This is a genomic window from Bacillus coreaensis (assembly GCF_050586445.1).
GTDB classification, from domain to species: domain Bacteria; phylum Bacillota; class Bacilli; order Bacillales; family Cytobacillaceae; genus Robertmurraya_A; species Robertmurraya_A coreaensis.
This window is the reverse complement of the sequence record NZ_JBOCCY010000013.1, coordinates 48545-64376: the sequence shown is the minus strand read 5'-3', so window position 1 is coordinate 64376 and position 15832 is coordinate 48545. Positions and strand designations below refer to the sequence as shown.

The window sequence follows — 15832 nt, the reverse complement described above, 5'->3', positions numbered from 1 at the left end:
ATATGACAACTACACCAAGTTTAAGCTGGCTTACAGATGTAAATGTGTATGCGGTTAATCGTGTTCCTGCTCATTCCGACCATGTGTACTACACAACCATGGAAGAAGCAAGTAAAGGGTCACCAATGAAATTGCGACACGAATTAAACGGAAATTGGAAGTTTACCTACAGTATGAATCCCGAACATCGCCCAGTAAACTTTTTTGAAAAAGATGATCTCTGTGCTGGCTGGGGAGACATTATCGTTCCAGGGCATATTCAACTCCAGGGCTACGGACAGCCTCAATATGTGAATACGATGTATCCGTGGGATGGACACCATGAACTTCGTCCACCGGAAATTCCTACGGATCATAATCCAGTTGGAAGCTATGTGAAGTATTTCCATGTTCCAGCTACGATGCAGGAAAAGCCGGTATATATTTCTTTCCAAGGAGTAGAATCTGCCTTCTATGTATGGGTAAATGGTAAGTTTGTTGGCTATAGTGAGGATTCTTTTACACCTGCGGAATTTGAGTTAACTCCCTATTTACAAGAGGGGGAGAACAAACTCGCGGTGGAGGTCTATCAACGGAGTACCGGCAGTTGGCTTGAGGATCAGGACTTTTGGAGATTTTCAGGAATCTTCCGTGATGTCTATCTTTATACCATTCCAGAAATTCATGTCGCTGACCTTCATGTTCGTCCTGAACTAGATTCATCTTTTACAAAAGGGACACTTTCGATTGATTTAAAGCTTCAAGGGGAGAAGCCTTCAAAAATAACTGCTGAATTGGTCGATGCAAAAGGGAGCCTAGTTCAAACAGCAAGTGCTACATATTTCGATGGCAAGTGGTTGATTTCGATGCCTGTTGAGCATCCAACCCTATGGAGTGCAGAGAATCCTTATTTGTATAAATGTTTTCTTCAAATCTATAACCAGTCTGGAAGTTTAGTAGAGGTTGTTCCCCAGAAGGTTGGGTTTAGAAGATTTGAACTCGTGAATAAAATCATGCATCTTAACGGAGAGCGTATTGTATTCAAGGGTGTGAACCGTCATGAATTCAATCCTCGTCATGGTCGTGCGATTACAAAGGAAGACATGCTTTGGGATATTAAAACCTTGAAACAGCATAACATCAATGCCGTTCGTACGTCACATTATCCGAACCAAACCTATTGGTATGAATTATGTGATGAATATGGTGTGTATGTCATTGATGAGATGAACCTTGAAACCCATGGATCGTGGCAAAAAATGGGGGCGGTTGAGCCTTCATGGAATATTCCAGGTAATAAGCCAGAATGGGAACCGATTGTCATGGACCGTGCGATATCCATGGTGGAACGAGATAAAAATCACCCGTCCATCTTAATTTGGTCCTGTGGGAATGAATCATACGCGGGTGAAGTTATTTTGAATGTCTCGAAATATTTCAAACAGGCTGATCCTAGCAGACTCGTTCATTATGAAGGTGTGTTCCACAATCGTAATTATAATGACACCAGTGATATGGAAAGCCGTATGTATGCAAAGCCTGCCGATATTGAGAAGTATTTAAATGACAACCCTGAGAAGCCGTACATTAGCTGCGAGTACATGCATGCAATGGGGAACTCACTTGGCGGGATGTACAAATATACAGAACTAGAGCAGAAGTATCCGATGTATCAGGGCGGATTTATTTGGGATTATATTGATCAATCCATTTATAAGAAGGATCGTTATGGAAATGAATATCTAGCCTATGGCGGTGATTTTGGCGACCGTCCAACGGATTATGGGTTCTGTACAAATGGGATTGTCTACGCAAACCGTGAGCTCTCTCCAAAAATGCAGGAAGTGAAATTTTTATATCAAGATTTTAAACTAGTACCAGACCAGACAGGTGTCACGATAAAAAATGAAAGCTTGTTCTCTAATGCAGCAGATTACAAACTCGAGTATGTGTTATATCGTGAAGGAAAGGAATTGTACAAAAACACTCTTCTAGCAGCCATTGAACCGCAAAGTGAGGGACGAATTGAGTTTACATTCCCTGAGGAAGTTACTCATGAATCGGGTGAGTATTGTATTCAAGCCTCACTAAAATTGAAGCAAAGCACCGTTTGGGCTGAAGTAGGATATGAGATTGCCTTTGGTCAATATGTGTATCAGTTGGGTTCTAGAGAAATAATATTAGGAAGCGGGGATTTACGTGTTGTCCGTGGTGATGTGAATATTGGCGTTCATGGTCGAGACTTCTCCGTGATGTTCTCGAAGCAGGCCGGAAGCTTAGTATCACTAAACTATGCGGGGAAAGAAATGATCTCCATGCCTCCTGCACCATTGTTCTGGAGAGCCACAACGGATAATGACCGTGGCTTTTCTCAAAGCTTCCATTCGGGGCTATGGTTTGCGGCAAGTCTTGCGCGAAAGTGTGTAAATATTGAACTTGAAGAAGATAGCAACCAAGTGAGCATTGCTTTTACTTATAAATTCTCCATTAACCAAGACATTGAGGTGAAGACGATTTACACGGTTTATCCAGATGGAAGCGTTCGTGTGAAGTCTGCCTATAAGGGAGCTGAAAATCTACCACAAATGCCGATTTTTGCAGTTTCTTTCAAGCTGCCAGCGGATTATGACCAGCTTGACTGGTATGCAATGGGACCGGAAGAAAATTACTCAGACCGTGCGATGGGTACAAAACTAACTACCTTTAAAAACCAGGTATCTGACAATCTATCAGATTATGTTATGCCACAGGAATCTGGTAATCGAACCGGTGTCCGTCGTGTGAACGTGACCAGTCGTAACGGTCAGGGAATAAAGATTTCTTCGGTAACTGAGCCGTTGGAGTGTAATTTTTCTCCATATACGGCATTGGAACTGGAGAATGCACAGCATATCTATGAATTGCCCAATGTCCACTATACGGTTGTAACAGTCGCCGCCAAGCAAATGGGGGTCGGTGGAGACGACAGCTGGGGTGCTCCAGTTCATGACGAGCACTTGATCAAGGGAGACCAGGATCTAGAATTTGAATTTATGATTCAACGAGTGTAATAGATGAATAGGTAGTAGTATAACAAAATTAGGGGAGCTTTTTTAGCTTCCCTTCTTTCATAGGAATTCTTAGAACTAGGAGAAGAGAAGGTGAGATTATGTTCATACATACAAATCTAGAAAAACAGCAATTTCATTTAACGAATGGGCAAATAAGCTATATTTTTCATGTGATGAAAAATGGGCAGTTAGGTCATCTTTATTACGGCAAGGCATTACGGAACAGGAAGGATTTTACCCATTTACAAACCTATGATGTCCCAACCGCTGCCAGTTGTCATGTGTATGAGGATGATCCGGCCTTTAGTTTAGAAACATTAAGACAAGAGTATCCTGCGTACGGAAACTCAGACTTCAGGGAACCAGCGATCATCGTTAGGAAAGAATCAGAGCCCCATATACCAAATTTCACCTATGACTCTTTTAAAATCTTAGAAGGAAAGCCAAAGCTAAAAGGACTTCCGGCCACCTATGCAAATGATCACCAGGATGCCAGCACCCTTCAAATTTTTCTAAAGGATGAGTTTCTTGAAGCGGAATTGACACTTACTTACACCATTTTCCGAGACAAACCCGTTATTACTAGAAGTGCGACCTTGAAAAATAAGGGCAGCGAAAATCTGATGATTGATCAGCTCATGGGAGCAGTACTTGACCTACCAGATAAAGATTTCATGATGACCCATCTAGGAGGGACTTGGTCACGCGAGAGGCATGTTAAGGAGCGCGAGCTAGAAATGGGAATTCAGTCGATTTCAAGTTTACGCGGGGCAAGCTCACACCATCATAATCCTTTCCTAGCATTAAGAAGACCGTATACGACAGAGCATACTGGGGAAGTTTACGGTTTTAACTTTGTTTATAGCAGCAATTTCATTATGCAGGTAGAAGTGGATCACTACGATATGGCGAGAGTAACCATCGGGATTCATCCATTTGGGTTTAACTGGAGTCTTCCGCCTGAGGATCATTTTCAAACACCGGAAGTGGTGATGGTATACTCCGACCAGGGTCTAAATGGAATGAGTCAGGCCTTCCATCATCTTTACCGTGACAATCTAATACCTGAGCGATGGAAAAGGGAAGAGCGTCCGATTTTAATTAATAACTGGGAAGCCACGTATTTCGATTTTGATGAAGAAAAGCTCGTGAACATTGCTAAATCAGCCAGTGAATTAGGAATTGAACTGTTCGTTCTCGATGATGGCTGGTTTGGAAAAAGAAATGACGATACCTCTTCACTAGGAGATTGGCAGGTGGACTTGAATAAACTTCCCAATGGATTGGAAAGCTTGTCCAAAAAAATTACCGAAACGGGTATGAAGTTTGGTCTTTGGTTTGAACCCGAAATGATTAGCCCGAACAGTGAGTTATATAGGGAGCATCCAGATTGGGCAGTTGGAATGCTTAATCAGCCTCGTACATTGGGGAGGAACCAGCTCGTTCTTGATTTTTCAAGACCGGAGATTGTTGATGATATTTATGAGAAAATGGCTGGAATTATCAAGCAAACTAACCTTTCGTATAGTAAATGGGATATGAATCGTAATATCACGGAGGCTTTTTCACAAAAATTAGTTACGAACCAACAGGGAGAGTTTTTCCATCGGTATATTTTAGGGGTGTATTCTCTTTATGAAAAGTTAACGAAGGAGTTTCCGCATGTATTGTTTGAATCCTGCGCAGGTGGAGGTGGGCGATTTGACCCTGGGATGATATATTATGCACCACAGGCATGGACAAGTGATGATACGGATGCCGTCGAAAGGTTGAAGATACAGTATGGAACCTCCTTTGCTTATCCATTGTACAGTATGGGATCCCATGTATCAGCTGCACCAAATCATCAGACATTAAGAGTAACACCAATAGAAACAAGGGCGAATACCGCTTATTTTGGGACGTTTGGCTATGAATTGGATCCCCTAACGTTAACGGAGGAAGAAAAGGATGAAATAAAGAACCAGGTGATCTTTTATAAAGAACATCGACGTTTGATTCGTGATGGGAATTTTTATAGGCTACTGAGCCCTTTTGATGGAAATGAAACTGCCTGGATGGTGGTGAGTACAGATCAATCAGAGGCACTGGTAGGATACTATAAGGTATTGGCCACACCGAATTCTCGAAAGCATCAGACCTTATTGCTAAGAGGGTTAGTAGAAGATGGGGTGTATGAAGTAGAGGGGCAGATGTATTTTGGAGATGAACTGATGCAAGTCGGTTTTCAACTGCCAACAGAATTTAATGGTATTAATAGGCAGGCAGCCAAACGCGGAGGAGACTTCCAATCCTGTGTGTTTTACTTAAAAAGGACAGAAAACAATCATTTTTAAAGGAATGATTAAAGGTGGAAAATCCCTCGTACCATAGTTTGAGGGATTTTTTGCTGCATTAGTAAGTTGAATTTGTAATTTTCCTACATTCCTAACAAGCATGGTAAGGAAATGGCGTTTTCGTTGAGTTTGTTAATGAAAAAATAGACGTAAAAATTCCGTTTAAGTAGAAAATAAAATTAAAAATAGTCTTAATAGACGTAAAAATTCCGCCTATTGGCTCGAAAAACGTGAAAATGGGCGGGGGTTCTTTGCGTAACCGGAAAATCTCCCCTTATATGCCCCGAAACGAGCTTCATTTTGTCTTTAACCGGAAAATCTCCGTTTATTTTACCTTTGCTTGGCTGAGACCCTCATTTTGATGCGTCGCGGTAAACCGCCATTAGTATCGGAAGAACCACTAACTCATAACAGCATAAAGTTGCGTACAGTCCGTGCGCAAACTCAGGATTAAAGTTTCACCCACCGTACCATTAAAATCCTATTGAGAGAACATGTTGATTAATAAGAAGAAGGTAGTGTAGTTGGTATAATAGAATAGCAGTTGATATAGAAAAAATCTACCAGCTGCTTTTTTGTTTATAAAAATACCATTTAGGGCCGATTTTCGTTAAAATATACATGGCCGATTTTTTATCAAAAGGTACTTGTGTTTGATCATAAGTAATTAAGCAAAATATAAGTGTAAAAGAAGTAGAACATTGGAGTTTATACCGAGATTTTAATGTGTATTTATAGTGAGAGGATTTGAGTTTAAAATGATAGATAATTTTTGGCGTGAATTACCACGACCATTTTTTGTACTTGCACCGATGGAAGATGTGACAGATGTTGTTTTCCGTCATGTAGTAAGTGCGGCCGGTCGACCAGATGTATTTTTCACAGAGTTTACAAATTCGGATAGCTATTGTCATCCAGAGGGTATGAAAAGTGTGCGTGGCCGTTTGACTTTTACAGAAGATGAACAACCAATGGTGGCACATATTTGGGGAGATAATCCCGAATATTTCCGTCAAATGAGTATTGGCATGGCAGAGCTAGGATTTAAAGGCATCGATATTAATATGGGCTGCCCGGTACCGAATGTGGCATCAAGAGGGAAGGGAAGTGGCCTGATCCTGCGTCCAGACGTGGCAGCAGAACTGATTCAAGCAGCAAAAGCGGGCGGTCTGCCTGTCAGCGTGAAGACACGACTTGGCGATAAGGAGGTTTCTGAGTGGGAGGAGTGGCTTCCGCATATTTTCAAACAGGATATTGCGAACCTTTCTATTCACTTGCGTACAAGAAAAGAAATGAGCCAAGTAGATGCGCATTGGGAGCTTATTCCGGAAATTAAAAAATTACGTGACCGTATTGCACCAAATACGCTTCTAACCATCAATGGAGACATTCCTGACCGTAAAGTTGGGCTGCAGCTGGCTGAACAATATGGGATTGATGGCATTATGATCGGGCGAGGTATTTTTAAAAATCCTTTTGCTTTTGAAAAAGAGTCAAGAGAGCATAGCAGTAAAGAATACCTTGATTTATTAAGACTGCAGCTTGATCTTCAAGATCAATATGCAGAATTAGTGCCGCGTTCAATCACAGGACTTCACCGCTTTTTCAAAATCTATGTCAAAGGATTCCGTGGAGCTGGTGAATTAAGAAATCAATTGATGAACACGAAATCAACAGATGAAGTGCGTGCGTTGCTTGATCACTTTGAAAAAGAATATTTATGAGACGGGGACAGTTAAATAAAGGATGTAACCTCTCATAGCCTAATACCGTGCAAATACCACAATAAAAAATTCAATCAAACGTTTGATTGAATTTTTTTCTTGATTTTTTTCATATTGAATTTTAACCGGATATTATTTACATAAAAAAAGTGTTGAGTTGTTAGACCTCTTACCTTTATAATGTGAGAGAAAGTTGTTTGAGAAAATGAAAGGGGATACAAAAGGCGGAAAATAACCAGTTACTTTTCATCTAAGTTTTTTTTTTGTTATAGTTGTCGGACGTCTGATAACGAATGTTCCGATACAAAGGAGTTAATGGAAAATTTTTTTAGAACAGTTAGTAAGCGCTTTCTGTCAATCTATAAATATATGCTTTTTAACGTTTAACATTACATTATAGAGGTGAACATCATGAATGTATTATGGGGAATTTTTGGGATCTTTGTTGTTTTAGGAATCGCATTTCTTTTATCAAATAAAAAGAAAGCGATTAATTATCGTACGATTATTGGTGGTTTAGCGATTCAGCTGACGTTTGCGTTTGTCGTTTTAGAATGGGAAGCTGGGCGTTCTGCTTTACACTGGTTCACAATGAGAATTCAAGATGTGATTAATTATGCGAACGAAGGACTTTCCTTTGTTTTTGGACCTCTAGCAGGTGCAGATCAATTTGGATTTATCTTTGCCTTTCAAGTTCTAACCATTATTATTTTCTTTTCATCATTAATCTCGGTTTTATATTATCTAGGGATTATGCAGTGGTTTATTAAAATTATTGGCGGAGGATTAGCAAAGTTATTAGGTACAAGTCAAGCGGAATCCATGTCGGCAGCTGCAAATATTTTCGTAGGACAAACAGAAGCACCACTTGTTGTACGTCCATTTATAGATAAAATGACACAATCCGAATTGTTTGCTGTAATGACGGGAGGACTAGCTTCTGTAGCCGGTTCAGTCCTTGTTGGGTACTCTCTTTTAGGTGTTCCGCTTGAATATTTACTAGCAGCTAGTTTCATGGCAGCTCCAGCAGGTTTGGTTTTAGCTAAATTAATGATGCCTGAAACGGAAGAATCAGAGACTTCTCGTGAGTTAAAAATGGAAAAAGATACAGAATCGGTAAATGTGATCGATGCAGCTGCTCGTGGTGCTGGAGACGGATTAAAGCTTGCTTTAAATGTAGGTGCGATGTTAATCGCGTTTATTGCATTAATTGCATTAATCAATGGAATATTAGGTGGTCTTGGTGGACTATTTGGCTATGACTCTCTATCACTACAGTCGATTCTAGGAATATTGTTTTCTCCAATCGCGTTTGCAGTAGGTGTCCCATGGTCTGAAGCGGTAGCCGCAGGAAGTTTTATTGGTCAAAAACTAGTTTTAAATGAATTTGTTGCTTATTCTTCATTTGCCCCACAAATTGAACAATTAAGTCCAAAAACAGTTATTGTAGTAAGTTTTGCACTTTGTGGGTTTGCGAACTTAAGCTCCATGGCGATTCTTTTAGGAGGTTTAGGTGGACTAGCTCCGAGCCGTCGATCGGATATTGCCAAGCTTGGACTTCGTGCTGTAGTGGCTGGGATGTTAGCTTCCTTACTTAGTGCGGCGATTGCAGGAATATTTATTTAAGCGTTTGCACCACATTTAAAAACTACTGTTTAAGGATGAGATATTATGAGAATGGTTGATTTAATAGAAAAAAAGCGTGATGGTCATGAACTAACTAACGAAGAAATTGATTTTATGATTAAGGGTTATACAGATGGAGAGATCCCAGAATATCAAATGTCGGCCATGGCCATGGCGATTTTCTTTCAAGACATGACCATTTCAGAACGTGTACATTTAACGATGGCAATGGTAGAGTCCGGTGACCAAATTGACCTTGCTTCGATTGAAGGAATTAAGGTCGATAAACACAGTACAGGTGGAGTTGGTGATACGACAACACTGATTCTTGCACCCCTAGTCGCTTCTGTAGGTGTTCCTGTTGCTAAAATGTCAGGACGTGGACTTGGGCACACGGGCGGAACGATTGATAAATTGGAATCAATAAGCGGCTTTCAGGTTGAAATGGATGGGGAAACGTTTAATAACCTTGTGAATACAAATAAAATTGCCGTTGTTGGACAGAGTGGAAATTTAACTCCAGCTGATAAGAAGCTTTATGGATTACGAGATGTAACGGCAACGGTTAATTCCATTCCACTGATTGCAAGCTCAATTATGAGTAAGAAAATTGCTTCTGGTGCAGATGCAATCGTTCTAGATGTCAAAACAGGATCAGGCGCATTTATGAAGGATTTAGAAGGTGCGAAGGAACTTGCCCATGCAATGGTACAAATCGGTAATGGTGCGGGCCGTAAAACGATTGCGGTTATTTCTGATATGAACCAGCCGTTAGGTTTTGCCATCGGAAATGCACTTGAAGTCAAGGAAGCGATTGACACGTTAAAAGGTCAAGGACCAGAAGATCTCTATGAGCTATGTTTAACACTTGGAAGTAAAATGGTCTATCTAGCAGGTAAAGCAGAAAATGTGGACGAGGCACGGAAAATGTTAGCCGAATCGATCCAAACAGGGAAAGCTATCGAAACGTTTAAAACATTTATCGCTGCTCAAGGTGGAGATGATTCGATCATCGATGATCCGTCAAGGCTACCAACAGCTTCTTTTACCTTTGAAGTGGTGGCCAAAGAGGATGGTTATATTGCAGAAATTATTGCTGATAAGATAGGGATTGCTTCAAGTATTTTAGGAGCAGGAAGAACAACCAAAGACTCAGAAATTGATTTAGCTGTAGGGCTTGTATTAAATAAAAAGATTGGTGATTCAGTTAAAGAGGGAGATTCACTTGTGACCATTCATAGTAATACACAAGAAGTAACTGAAGTAATCAATCGAATTTATGACGCTTATCATATTTCGCAACAGAGTGTAGAGTTGAACCCTTTGATTTATGACATCATTTATCGATAGAAAACAGGGCCAAATGAGTGGCCCTGACTTTTACAATTAAGATATCGGACATCATACAACAGCTGGACTTTTATTTTTATGAAAAAGGAGAAAGAAAATGAAGGAATTACTTTTAAGTATTTTTGCAGGAATTGTAATAGGGGTTGTCTTTAAGTTCTTGCGATTACCATTACCAGCTCCACCTGTACTTGCGGGCGTGTTAGGGGTATTTGGTGTGTACCTCGGTGGTGTACTAGTCGATTTTATTTTTAAAACTTTTACAAACTCATAATTGAGGAATTCAAGAGGAGGCTGTAGGATGAATCATCCATTCATGTTTGAGGAAGCGAAAATTGCAAGAGAGAAGGCATATGCTCCCTATTCAAAATTTAAGGTCGGTGCTGCACTACGAACAAAGGGTGGGAAGGTATACCATGGGTGCAATATTGAAAATGCAGCCTATTCGATGTGTAATTGTGCTGAGCGTACAGCGCTTTTTAGTGCTTATGCAAAAGGAGACAAGGAATTTGATCTGCTCGTTGTTGTGGCAGATACCAATCGTCCTGTTCCACCATGTGGTGCATGCCGCCAAGTGATTTCAGAGCTATGTCATCCCGATATGGCAGTGATTTTAACGAACTTAAAGGGCGACGCAGATGAAATGACGGTTAAAGAGCTATTGCCAGGAGCATTTTCTCCAGAGGATTTAACATAAACAAATAAGTTCCAAAAGGAAAGGTGAAACGAATGACGAAAAATATTGCAAACATGATTGACCATACACTATTAAAAGCCGATGCTACAAAGGATCAAGTGGAAGTCCTCTGTCAAGAGGCGAAAACACATGGATTTTTCTCCGTTTGTGTAAATCCTTCTTGGATAGAAACGGCAGTTGGATTATTAAAGGATTCTGATGTGAAAGTATGTACAGTCATTGGATTTCCATTAGGGGCAACGACTACAGAGACAAAAAGTTTTGAAACGAAGGACGCGATTCAAAAAGGTGCCCATGAAGTGGATATGGTCATCAATATTGGCAAACTAAAAGACGGTGATGATGATGCTGTTCAACAAGATATCCGCGGAGTAGTGGAGGCAGCCGAAGGGAAAGCACTTGTTAAAGTGATTATCGAAACCAGTCTGCTGACAGAAGAGGAAAAGATCCGGGCTTGTAAGCTTGCTGTAACAGCTGGAGCTGATTATGTGAAAACATCAACGGGCTTCTCGACTGGAGGAGCAACGGTTGAGGATATAAAACTCATGCGTCAAACCGTTGGTCCGGAGATCGGAGTGAAGGCCTCAGGTGGTGTTCGTAACCGTGAAGATGTAGAAGCGATGGTAGAAGCAGGTGCGACTCGTATCGGAGCAAGCTCTAGTGTGGCGATTGTCCAAGGTGAAACGGGAAATAGTGGTTATTAGTTTTTAAAAAAGAGAATTATAGTAAAAAAAATTCAATCAAACGTTTGATTGAATTTTTTTCTTGTTGTTTAATGAAGAGTATTCGTCCATTTTCTCATGTGTAATCCCATAAGGAGCGCCGCCTTCGGTATACCCTGCAATGAAGGCAAAGGTTTCATCAGATTCTATATACGCTTCTAATTCTAGGTCGTTCATTCTTCTTTTTTCTCTTTTCTTTTCACTCTTCTGCTTTTTAGCTTCAAGTATTCTTCTTGCATATTCCTTTTCCTCATTGCTTATAGAAACGCCTAGGCTTCGAAGTTCCTTCATAGAGTTTTTAATATTGAGACCAAACATTTTTGAATAGGCCTTTACCTTATTATCACCATCATACGTTTCGATCCATGATTTTGCTATTTCCTTACGATCAGCCATAGGCAAGCCCCAAAATTGTTTCTTATTACTTTTTCGTTTCTTCTTTTTCCCCAAGGATACATCCCTCTTTTTCACATGTTACCATGGTAAGTATAGCATTCTTAAGAATGCATGAAATTAAAGGGTTAGAAAAATACTGGAAGTGTCATAATGATAGATACATATAAATTAACAAATGATAGGAGTATAAGGTAATGGTTAACTATAGATTGAAATCTCAGATTCTCGATACAGTTGATAATCAATTAAAAGCAAATGATCCTAAATGTACAAAGAAAACATTCAACCGTTTATTGGATTTAGGTTACGAGGCGGGTGAATCTAAAGAGATGATTGCTAGTATTCTTATAGAAGAAATGTATTATATTATGAAAATAAAGAGCCATTTAATGAAAAACGATATGCGAAAAAGCTAGCATTACTCCCAGACTATGTAGAGGAGAGTGAACGTAATTCTGACTCCACAGTTAATCTGCAGCCTGTAGAAGCTGCGCCTGCTATAGGTAGAAATGAACCTTGTCCATGTGGCAGTGGGAAAAAGTATAAAAAGAGCTGTTTAAGTAGCTGATATCACTTTCTCATACATCAAAGATTATGAAAAATTCTTAAGAGGGACCAGATATGAACATTAATAATTTTGAGAGTTATATAAACAAAACCATTTTTGACAGAGGCTACAACTATTACATGGAAGGACATATCGTAGAATTCTATCAACAAGGGGAAAACGAGTATTTTTTTCATATTGAAGGAAGTAATGACTACGAAGTGGTAGTGGGAATAGGGGATAACGGAGATATTATAGATTCTTCGTGTGATTGTCCCTATGATTTTGGACCTGTATGTAAACACGAAGTTGCTGCCTACTTTCAATTACAAAAAATGTTTCATCATGAAACGATCAAGACTGACAGACGAAAAACCATTCACGAGGTTTTAAATAATCAATCGAAAGAAGAATTGATCAATATTATTATAAATTTTACAAGTCAAGATCCTGCGCTAGAAAACAGTCTAATCGTTAAGTACTCAACCGGTGATAAACAGCAAGAGCTTGAGGCATGTCAAGAGTTGATTGATTCCGTTGTACGAAAGTATACAGGTAGAGAGGGTTTTATTAAGTACCGAGATACAGGTGCTTTTGTTACCGAGCTTGAAGATGTAGTAGATAAGGCTAGGAATACGGAAGATCCACTGGTAGCATTGGATATTGCCCTGTTATTGCTCATGGAAGCAATGGGTGCGTTTCAATATGCAGATGATTCTAGCGGAGAGATTGGTGCTCTTGTCTCGAAAGCACTAACATTAATAGCGGAAATTGCCACTAGCCAGACAAAAATGGGGAATGAAAGATTTGAAATAATTACGAAAATATTGGATCAGACCGATAATGAAGTTTTCGATGGCTGGACCGATTTCAAGATTGATTTGCTGAACATTTGTATAGCATTTTCTGAAGATGAAACGATTAGAGAACGAGTAAAAACTAAAATCGAATCTATGCTCGACCAAAATTCAATTGAATTGTTTACCCGCTATAATAATGAAAGGCTGCTCGAGCTATTGTTTCTAATCATTGAGCAATATGGTACCCAAGAGGAAGCAGACCAATTTATTCAGGACCATCTTAAGTATGCATCCTTTAGAGAGAAATTACTGATGAAATATCTTCAAGAGGAAAACTATTTAAAAGTCATAGAAATAGCTATAGATGGAGAAAAACAAGATCAACGATATCCAGGATTACTATCTAAGTGGAAAAAACTAAGGTACTCAGCATATAAATCCCTTTCATTAAAAGAAGAACAGCAAATATTAGCTAAGGAACTTTTGTTTGACGGTAATTTTGACTATTACCACATCCTAAAGGAAATGGCAGAAAATCAAGTTGAATTCTATACAAACTTAAAGCATGAACTGAAAACATCGGAACGAAGGGATATGAATCGTATATTCCTTAAGTTGGTTGAGGAAGAACATGATCTGGAAGAGATTCTTGATTTTGTAAGAGCTAACCCCGCTTATATTGAGGTTTACGATAAAAAGCTAGTCAAACATTTTAAAGAAGAAATCATTGAGATTTACCAGAAATACATTCATTCTGTAGCAAGACAATCATCGAATCGAAAAGACTATCAGGGCGTATGCCAAAAGATAACAAGATATAAAAAGCTTTCAGGAAAACCCAAACAACAAGAATTGATCAGCGAACTAATGGGTCTGTATAAAAAAAGACCTGCATTTATAGATGAATTGGGGAAATTATTTTAATTTAACTCACTAATTTAATCAATTAAAGACTGGAATAGAATATAGAGAGAAAACCTATTGAAAGAATGGAGTAAAGTAATGCTTTTTTATAGGATTTAGTGTTCAGGTGTTCAAAAGCAAGAACCCCATTGTATATAGAGATACTTATATAACAAAAGATTAAAGCGACACTAAACTTCCCCATTAGTAGTGAGAATGTAACTAGTATTAGTAAAACAAACCCAATAATTTTTTGGACTAACTGAAATGGTTTATTGGTCACAAATATCCCTCAATACAAGACTAATAACATTATATAAATTTGTATATAGGTAAATATCGCACGATTTTCGAGATAACAAATTGATCAGTATTGTATATGAGTAAGAAACAACTTGAAAAGTAGATAAAAAAACAACCCAATAACCAAAAATTGGGTTGTTTTTTTTATTGACATAAAATATATCCTAGTGTTAGGATAAAAAAGCACTAAGTTTAGGATAAATAATATTAGGGTAAAGGGAGAGAATATAAATGACAGTTTTATCAATTATTCTTCAAGTTTTATTAGGATTAGGATTCCTGATGTTTGGATTTATGAAGTTGGGTTCAAAGCAAATGGTTGAAGGATTTAAGCATTTTGGGTATCCAGGATGGTTTAGAGTATTTACAGGATTAGTGGAACTTATTTCTGCTGCTTTAGTTATTGCAGGTATTTGGAATGAAACATTGGCTGCATGGGGTGGATTATTTATTGTGGGAACGATGATTGGAGCTATTCTAACTCATATCAAAATTAAAGATACTGTCAAAAACATGATGATGCCAATCGTTTTATTAATATTAGGATTAATTGTTTTACTTATAAATTTTGGATCAATGATTTAAGCCCATTAACATAAAGTGGGGATTAAAATGGAAATTGAAATTATTAAACCACAGGATCAGGCGTTTGGACAGTTTGATGGCGGTAAAATAATAGAACAAAAACCCATTGGTTTTTCTGGAGAGGGATCGATAATAAATAGGCTAGGACCATTATTTTACTGGGCATGGGCAAAATCTGAGGGCGAAGGTGGTATTGGCTTTCATCCTCATCAAGGTTTTGAGATATTAACCTACATCATAAAGGGTAAAGGTCGGCACAAAGATACGCTTGGTACGATTAGTGATGTAGGTGCTGGTGGTGCTCAGGTGATGCAAACAGGATCAGGTGTACACCATGCCGAATCGATACTTGAGCCGACTGAAGGATTTCAAATTTGGTTCGAGCCTCACTTAAGCAAAGCTATAAAGCGAACACCGACATACTCCAAATATGTTCATGAAGATTTCCAAATCATTTCAGAAAACGGCGTAAAGGTGAAGACCATATTAGGTGAACGTTCACCAATCAATATCGTGACAGATGCCAAAATGTACGATGTTGAAATTGGAAATGGTGCAACCTATAAGTATGTTCTTTCACCTAATCGGACACTAGCTGGTTTAGTTATTAGAGGTAATGGCGGTGTTATTGATGAATTGGAGATTTCATTTGATAATAAGGATTTCATCATTATTCAATCAGAGGAACTTGAGACTTTTTCTATTCAGCCTAATAATGAAGAACTTCGGATCCTATTAATAGAGATTCCGACTGAAGTTGATTATCCTTTATACAGAAAGCCAAGATAACCTTTATTGATTTATAAAAATTATTGTA

General features: G+C 38.8%; 14 protein-coding genes. 13 read left to right on the top strand and 1 reads right to left on the bottom strand.

Going from position 1 to position 15832, the window contains the following annotated elements; genetic code table 11:
* The first annotated feature begins 2 nt into the window (after positions 1-2).
* From lacZ to deoC, 8 genes are all read left to right on the top strand, one after another.
* A complete protein-coding gene (gene lacZ / locus ACQ5H4_RS17625) occupies positions 3-3029 on the top strand; it encodes a beta-galactosidase, LacZ type (RefSeq protein ID WP_430776301.1) in 3027 nt (1008 codons plus the stop codon).
* Between the two features lie 98 nt (positions 3030-3127).
* Positions 3128-5365: an alpha-galactosidase gene (locus tag ACQ5H4_RS17620; RefSeq protein WP_430776300.1), complete on the top strand. Its 2238-nt coding sequence runs from the start codon at positions 3128-3130 to the stop codon at positions 5363-5365.
* A 758-nt stretch (positions 5366-6123) separates the two neighbouring features.
* Positions 6124-7089, top strand: a complete 966-nt coding sequence (locus ACQ5H4_RS17615) for a tRNA dihydrouridine synthase (protein WP_430776299.1) — start codon at positions 6124-6126, stop codon at positions 7087-7089.
* Between the two features lie 411 nt (positions 7090-7500).
* On the top strand, positions 7501-8715 hold the full coding sequence (locus tag ACQ5H4_RS17610) for a NupC/NupG family nucleoside CNT transporter (RefSeq protein ID WP_430776298.1): 1215 nt from the start codon (positions 7501-7503) through the stop codon (positions 8713-8715).
* A gap of 45 nt (positions 8716-8760) precedes the next feature.
* Positions 8761-10065: a pyrimidine-nucleoside phosphorylase gene (locus tag ACQ5H4_RS17605; protein ID WP_430776297.1), complete on the top strand. Its 1305-nt coding sequence runs from the start codon at positions 8761-8763 to the stop codon at positions 10063-10065.
* Positions 10066-10162: 97 nt separating this feature from the next.
* A complete protein-coding gene (locus ACQ5H4_RS17600) occupies positions 10163-10336 on the top strand; it encodes a XapX domain-containing protein (protein WP_340902151.1) in 174 nt (57 codons plus the stop codon).
* A gap of 27 nt (positions 10337-10363) precedes the next feature.
* A complete protein-coding gene (gene cdd, locus ACQ5H4_RS17595) occupies positions 10364-10759 on the top strand; it encodes a cytidine deaminase (RefSeq protein WP_430776296.1) in 396 nt (131 codons plus the stop codon).
* Positions 10760-10791: 32 nt separating this feature from the next.
* Positions 10792-11463: a deoxyribose-phosphate aldolase gene (deoC, locus tag ACQ5H4_RS17590; RefSeq protein ID WP_430776295.1), complete on the top strand. Its 672-nt coding sequence runs from the start codon at positions 10792-10794 to the stop codon at positions 11461-11463.
* A 36-nt stretch (positions 11464-11499) separates the two neighbouring features.
* On the opposite strand, the gene ACQ5H4_RS17585 is transcribed toward deoC, so the two are convergent.
* Positions 11500-11931: a hypothetical protein gene (locus tag ACQ5H4_RS17585; protein WP_430776294.1), complete on the bottom strand. Its 432-nt coding sequence runs from the start codon at positions 11929-11931 to the stop codon at positions 11500-11502.
* A gap of 140 nt (positions 11932-12071) precedes the next feature.
* On the opposite strand from ACQ5H4_RS17585, the gene ACQ5H4_RS17580 reads away from it, so the two are divergent.
* The 5 genes from ACQ5H4_RS17580 (at position 12072) to ACQ5H4_RS17560 (ending at position 15804) form a co-directional block, all read left to right on the top strand.
* Positions 12072-12293, top strand: a complete 222-nt coding sequence (locus tag ACQ5H4_RS17580) for a hypothetical protein (RefSeq protein WP_430776293.1) — start codon at positions 12072-12074, stop codon at positions 12291-12293.
* Positions 12294-12349: 56 nt separating this feature from the next.
* Positions 12350-12445 carry an SEC-C metal-binding domain-containing protein gene (locus tag ACQ5H4_RS17575; RefSeq protein ID WP_430776351.1) on the top strand — a complete coding sequence of 32 codons (96 nt, stop codon included), beginning with the start codon at positions 12350-12352 and terminating at the stop codon, positions 12443-12445.
* Positions 12446-12498: 53 nt separating this feature from the next.
* Positions 12499-14148, top strand: coding sequence for an SWIM zinc finger family protein (locus tag ACQ5H4_RS17570; RefSeq protein ID WP_430776292.1), 1650 nt, complete (start codon positions 12499-12501; stop codon positions 14146-14148).
* Positions 14149-14661: 513 nt separating this feature from the next.
* On the top strand, positions 14662-15015 hold the full coding sequence (locus ACQ5H4_RS17565; protein WP_430776291.1) for a DoxX family protein: 354 nt from the start codon (positions 14662-14664) through the stop codon (positions 15013-15015).
* 27 nt (positions 15016-15042) lie between these two features.
* Positions 15043-15804 carry a pirin family protein gene (locus ACQ5H4_RS17560; RefSeq protein ID WP_430776290.1) on the top strand — a complete coding sequence of 254 codons (762 nt, stop codon included), beginning with the start codon at positions 15043-15045 and terminating at the stop codon, positions 15802-15804.
* Positions 15805-15832: the final 28 nt, after the last annotated feature.